This is a genomic window from Rhodovibrio sodomensis (assembly GCF_016583645.1).
Taxonomy (GTDB): Bacteria; Pseudomonadota; Alphaproteobacteria; order Kiloniellales; family Rhodovibrionaceae; genus Rhodovibrio; species Rhodovibrio sodomensis.
On sequence record NZ_NRRL01000187.1, the window covers coordinates 1 to 5,888 of the forward strand.

The following is a 5,888-nucleotide window of genomic DNA, read 5'->3' on the forward strand; positions in this document are numbered from 1 at the left end:
TCGTCCAACGGATAGGCCACCTTCCCGGCCTGGCGCGGATCCGTCACATCCGCAAAATGATCAAGAAAAACAACCGCCTCGCCCAGAGCACCCGCTCGATCCATCGTTCGCCTCCATTAACCGAATCTGAGGCCTTCCATCGATTCAGAGCCTCATCTACATGTCACCCCCCTTTTTCACCCGATTGCCCTGGCCTGGATGCACCCCGGGATCGACCCGGATGACCGCGGACCATATGCTATTGCAGGAAGCGCGTTTGGCTTGGCGGTTCCAAAAAGAGGAGCCCGTGATCCGGACGATCTCCGAGATTATGGAATGCCTAGACCAGCAGGATGTACTGCCCAACGCCACATAGTGGCCTGGAACCGGCGCAGCATGCCACTCCACAGTATCGAGGAACGTACTCTTGAATGCATCGTGGCCATTCACGATAGCGGCTCAATCCGCGCCGCGGCCGAGACGGTGAATGTTGCGCCGTCGGCCATCAGCCGTCGTCTGAGTGCGCTCGAGGCCGAGATCGGTGCGCGCTTGTTCGAGCGCTTCTCGACGGGGCTGCGGGCGACGCCGGTTGCCGAGGCGCTGGTTCGCTACGCCCGCGAACGCCGGCATCTGAGCGATCTGCTGGCGACCGAAATCGACCTCCTGCGAGGCGGGGAGGGTGGTCGCGTATCCCTGGCCGTTGGCGAGGGGTATCTGGCGGGCGTTGTGGCGCAAGCCATCCGCCCATTTCACGCTCAGCACCCGGGCGTCCAGGTGGTGCTCGAGACCGGCAGCACGAGCGAAGTCATGCAAGCCATCGAAGAGAACCGCGTTGATGTCGGATTGGCTTACAATGCGCCTTCCAATAAGACGATCGACGTAATTGCCGACGCCCCGGCGCCCTTGTGTGGGATTCTGCCGGTTGGCCATGAGCTCGCGCGGTGGACCCGGTTATCTCTGCGCGACGTCGAGCCCTATCCCCTGGCTCTGCTAGACGCGCGTCACGGGGTGCGGCGTCTGTTCGATATGGCCTGTAACGTCGAGGATGTATCCCCGACGATCCGCCTGGAATGCAATTCGATCCCAGCCCTGCGGCGTTATGTGGCAAGCGGCAGCGGGATCGGCGTGTTGCCAAAATTCGCTGCCGAGCCGGAATTGTCAGATGGCGTAGTCAGGGCAGTTAGCTTGGTCAGCGATCTTCTGAATGAGGGGAAAAGCTCCCTTATGCTGCGCCACGGAAGGCGCCCGACACCACCGGTTCGTGCGCTGATCCAGCACCTCGATCCCGCAGTGCGATCATTCGGCTTCAGCTGAGTGTTGCCGAAACGCGCACGCCCCGGTCTCCAGATTGATCTTCAGGTGCGACAGTCAGGCGCACTAGCGTGATCCTCCGCGTCGCCGGGTACGGCGGAACATCGGCTGGCCCGCCGCGCATGTCCAATACGATCCAGACAGGGAGGCGACATGGAAGCCGTCAGGAAAGTCGCATCGTTGTGGCGTCTGCACGTTCTCGTGCTCGCGTTCACGATCGCTGCGGAGCTTGTAGGGATCGTGAAGATTCCGATTGGGATCGGCGCGATCCTCCTGCTACCGCTGCTCTACAGTTTCGTGCTCGGGTTGCTCGCGAACCCGAACATCACGGCCCTGGGCCGGAAGTTCATCGGATCGGATGAGGTGAAGGCGGCCACGCCGCTGATCGTGATCGCGATCATGCCCTTCATTGCCAAGTTCGGAACCACCATCGGTCCGGCGATCGACAAGATCATCTCCGCGGGTCCGGCGCTGCTGGCTCAAGAGATCGGCAACCTCGGCACCATCATTCTCGCGTTCCCGATTGCGGTGCTTGTGCTGCGGATGGGCCGTGAGGCCATCGGGGCCACCTTCTCGATCGCCCGCGAGCCGAACATCGCGATCATCGCGGACCGCTACACCCTGAAGAGCAAAGAGGGAGCGGGCGTGCTCGGCGTATATGTGGTCGGCACGCTGGCCGGCACGTTCATCTTCGCGGTCATGGCGTCGGTGCTGGCGACCGCTGGGATCCTCGATGTCCGAGCACTCGCCATGGCTTGTGGTGTGGGTAGCGGATCGATGATGGCGGCTTGCACCGGCGCCCTCACCAACGCGGTGCCGAGCATGGAGGACGAGATCGTCGCGCTCGCCGGCGCGAGCAACCTGCTGACCTACGCGACCGGCCTGTATGTCGGTCTCTTCATCGCCCTGCCGATGGTGAACTGGGCATATCGGATTCTGCGCGGGTCGGAAGACGAGGGCGCTTCAGGGACGGATGGCGCCGCGAAGCCCGCGACTAACAAGCAGGAGGGCTAGACCATGAGTGCAATCACCCGACCGCATATCGACATGTCGGAGCACGCCGCCGTGCTGTTCGTTGTCAGCATCCTGTGCCTGGTGGCCAACACCGTTGGCCCGGGTAACCCGGTTGTCGCCGGTCTGATCGGCATGGCTGTGCTTTACGCCATTGTGATGGCCGGCCTCGCGCTTGCGAAATGGATGCCATTCTACCTGCCAAGTGTGGCCTGGATCTCGATCGTCGGGATCGTCATCACTCTTCCGGGCATGCCGGGCCAGGAATGGATCGTCGCTCAGACAGAGGCGGTGAACTTCCTTATCCTGGCAACGCCGTGTCTCGCTTACGCTGGTTTGGCGATCGCCCGCAACGAGATCGAGATCGCGAAGACGTCGGGCTGGCGGATCGCGCTCGTGGCGGTCTTCGTGCTCGCGGGCACATACCTTGGCTCGGCCGTGATTGCCCATCTGGTGCTGTCGCTGCAGGGCGCCTGAGCTGAGAAGGCCCCGCCGCCGTCGGACGGCGCGGCCGCCACCCGATTACAAGAGGAGGTGCTGGTGACACGCGGAACAATTGCGGTCATCGGGCTCGGGCGCATGGGCGCCGCGATGGCCGGGCGCCTTGGTGAGAAAGGCTTCAGCGTTCTCGGCTATGACGTGAATTCCCAGACGCGAGAGGCTCTCCAGGGTAGACTCGAGATCGTGGCGAGCGCGGCGGCGCTCGCAGGGCGTGCGGACTGGTATCTAATGTCTCTTCCGAGCTCGCGCGAGGTCGAGGAGATCCTGATTCAGGACTCGGGCCTTCTATGGAGCCTTGGCACCGGCGCGTGCGTCATCGATTGCTCGTCGAGCGATCCCAGATCGACCCGGGGCCTGGCGGAGGTCGCCAACAGCCGCGGGATCGCGTTCGTCGACGCTCCGGTGAGCGGTGGCCCAGCGGGTGCCGAGGCCGGCACGCTCGCAGTCGCTGCCGGTGGCACGGCGGACGGGCTGGAAGCGGCGCGCCCGGTGCTCGAGTCCATGGCAGCCAAGGTCGTGCATGTCGGTGATAGTGGTGCCGGTCACGTGGCCAAGATCGCCAACAACCTGCTCTGTGCCGCCCATCTGATGATCGACGGCGCCGGCGTGCGGCTCGCGGCAGCTGCCGGTGTGGAGCCGGAACGGCTGCTGGAGGCCGTCAACGCCGGCTCGGGCCGGAGCGCGGTCACTGAGGCGTTCATGCCGAAATGGGTGCTCAATGGATCTTTCAACTCCGGGTTCACGATGGGTTTGATGCAGAAGGATCTACATCTGGCCCGTGAGCTGCTGTCCGAATTCAGGAGTGACGACACGCTCGCGGCGCTGATCGACCGTTGGGACCAGGAGACCGAACATCTGGGCGGACAGAGCGATTTCACCAACGTAGCCTCGGTATCTTTGAGGGAATGATGCTTGATCAAGTGATGGATACAACTACACGGGCAGAGCGCGTTATCCAGATCTGGCAGCAGATCTGCGGCGACCCCCAGTACGGCAGCCTGATCGATGGACGCGTCCGACGCGGTGAAGGAGAGGCCATCACGATCCTTGACCCGGCAAGCGGTGGCCAACTGCTTCACTACCCCGATGCGGGAGCAAAACTGGCCCGAGAAGCGGCGCAGGCGGCCGACCGGGCGCGGCAGGCCTGGTATCGCGACATGACGGCGGCTCAACGGGGCCGCGTGATGTGGCAGGCCGCCCAGCAGGTACGCGACAGCATCGAGCAGCTCGCCGAGCTGGAAGCACTGAGCGCCGGCAAGCCGATCCGCGATACGCGGGTCGAGGCGACCAAGGTCGCCGAGATGTTCGAGTACTACGCGGGGTGGTGCGACAAGCTTTATGGGGAGGTGATCCCGGTTCCGACCAGCCACCTCAACTACACCCAGCGGATCCCGCACGGGGTCGTCGCCCAGGTCACGCCCTGGAACGCACCGGTGTTTACCGGCGGTTGGCAGATCGCGCCCGCCCTTGCCGCCGGCAATACCGTCGTGATCAAGCCCAGCGAGCTAACCCCCTTGTCGACCGTCGCACTGGGCTGCCTGCTCCAGAAGGCCGGCGTCCCGACCGGGGCTGTGAACGTGCTGGCCGGTTTTGGTGGAACTACGGGCGCAGCGATGTTCGCGGCGCCTGAGGTCCAGCTCGCGGTTTTTGTCGGGTCGCCGGAAACCGGGCGCGTGGTCGCCCGCACGGCCGCTGACCGACTGATCCCCTGCATCCTGGAACTCGGCGGCAAGTCCGCGAACGTGGTCTTCGAGGATGCTGACCTCGCCAAGGCGGCCGGGGGCGCTGCGGCCGGGATCTACGCGGCGGCCGGACAGAGCTGTGTCGCGAGTTCACGCCTCTTGGTGCAGAAGAGTGTCTACGAGGATGTTCTCGAGCGACTGGTTGAGAAGGCGCGTAGTCTGCAGATGGGGGTACCTGAAGACCCGGAAACTCAAGTCGGCCCACTGAACGGGGCCGCCCAGCAGAGCCGGGTGCTCGACTACATCGAGAAGGCGCGTTCCGCCGGCGCCCGCGTGCTTTGCGGCGGTCGACCGCAAGGCCCTGGACATTACGTGGAGCCGACAGTCATCGCGGACGTTGGGAACGACTGGGAGATCGCGCAGGAAGAGATATTCGGACCGGTGGTCGTGGCGATGCCGTTCGAGGATGAGGCCGAGGCCGTGCGCCTAACCAACCAGACACGTTTCGGCCTGGCCGGGGCTGTCTGGTCCGGACGGGTTGAGCGCGCTCATCGCGTGGCCGGTCAAATCGAGGCCGGGACGGTCTGGATCAACGGCTACAAGACGATCGGTGTGATGAGCCCGTTCGGCGGTTTCAAGGAGAGCGGTTTCGGTCGGTCCTCAGGGCGTGAAGCGTTAATGGAGTACACGCGCTCTCGAAGCATTTGGACCGAGACCTCTGAAGACCCGAAAATGGCATTCGGGTACTGAGCGTCACCGCGTGGATGTTGATACTTACTGGGTATGGATACTCCAGGCCGCCACGGATTGACTTCGCCGCCGATCGATCATCTTAGCTTTGAACAGCCCAGACCGAACGTCAGCTCTGGCCCGGGGCTGCCGGTGAGCACCGGGGCAACGACGTCCGGAGTACCCTCGACACCTGACGGCGACGCCACGTCGGCGCGCTTCAGGTCGTGACCCAAAGCGGCCGTGGGTTCGCCTGAAATAGAGACGCTCCGCTACGGCTCTAAGCTAGCACCAGAACGGTTAGGGCGAGAGCACTCCAGCCCAACACTCCACCGAATATCCAAATCAGAATTGCAATCAGTACGGTAAGGCGTTCAACTTTTGGCATATTCCCCATCGCCTTTGCCGTAGGTGTAGACGAACTCGGCGCCTCGAACACGACCCGTTCGAGTTAAAATTTGGACTGCGCCCGGCTTCTCCGCTAAGAGTTGGTAGACCCACCAATTCGGACTCGGCTTTTGCCGCAAGTTATGTTGCACCGCGGCCTCGAGGGGGCATTGCGGAGGGACGATCGTGAACGCGAAACGCCTTGGCATTTTATCCATTATCACGTCCTTCGTGGGCGGTAGCGTTGGCGCCGGTGCTGGCCTAGCGCTGTCTGTAGGGGTAGGTGAA

5 protein-coding genes are annotated in these 5,888 nt (G+C 63.4%); all 5 read left to right on the forward strand.

The annotated features are described in order from the left end of the window. Positions 1–375: 375 nt before the first annotated feature. The 5 genes from CKO28_RS26450 (at position 376) to CKO28_RS26470 (ending at position 5,234) form a co-directional block, all read left to right on the forward strand. Positions 376–1,293 (forward strand): LysR family transcriptional regulator, encoded by a 918-nt coding sequence (locus CKO28_RS26450; protein WP_200344278.1) that lies wholly within the window; start codon positions 376–378, stop codon positions 1,291–1,293. Positions 1,294–1,443: 150 nt separating this feature from the next. Next, the gene (locus tag CKO28_RS26455) at positions 1,444–2,304 is read left to right on the forward strand and encodes a DUF3100 domain-containing protein (protein ID WP_200344280.1); all 861 of its coding nucleotides are present in this window, start codon (positions 1,444–1,446) and stop codon (positions 2,302–2,304) included. 3 nt (positions 2,305–2,307) lie between these two features. After that, positions 2,308–2,778, forward strand: coding sequence for a hypothetical protein (locus tag CKO28_RS26460; protein ID WP_200344282.1), 471 nt, complete (start codon positions 2,308–2,310; stop codon positions 2,776–2,778). Between the two features lie 63 nt (positions 2,779–2,841). Further along, positions 2,842–3,711, forward strand: coding sequence for an NAD(P)-binding domain-containing protein (locus CKO28_RS26465; RefSeq protein ID WP_200344284.1), 870 nt, complete (start codon positions 2,842–2,844; stop codon positions 3,709–3,711). Beyond that, the gene (locus tag CKO28_RS26470; protein WP_242480838.1) at positions 3,711–5,234 is read left to right on the forward strand and encodes an aldehyde dehydrogenase family protein; all 1,524 of its coding nucleotides are present in this window, start codon (positions 3,711–3,713) and stop codon (positions 5,232–5,234) included. The genes CKO28_RS26465 and CKO28_RS26470 overlap by 1 nt, the downstream gene beginning before the upstream one ends. Positions 5,235–5,888: the final 654 nt, after the last annotated feature.

What these genes read in the sequence shown, in the direction of transcription:
- CKO28_RS26470 (WP_242480838.1), top strand. Translation starts at nt 3,711, where the DNA reads ATGCTTGATCAAGTGATGGATACAACTACACGGGCAGAGCGCGTTATC.
- CKO28_RS26460 (WP_200344282.1), top strand. Translation starts at nt 2,308, where the DNA reads ATGAGTGCAATCACCCGACCGCATATCGACATGTCGGAGCACGCCGCC.
- CKO28_RS26450 (WP_200344278.1), top strand. Translation starts at nt 376, where the DNA reads ATGCCACTCCACAGTATCGAGGAACGTACTCTTGAATGCATCGTGGCC.
- CKO28_RS26455 (WP_200344280.1), top strand. Translation starts at nt 1,444, where the DNA reads ATGGAAGCCGTCAGGAAAGTCGCATCGTTGTGGCGTCTGCACGTTCTC.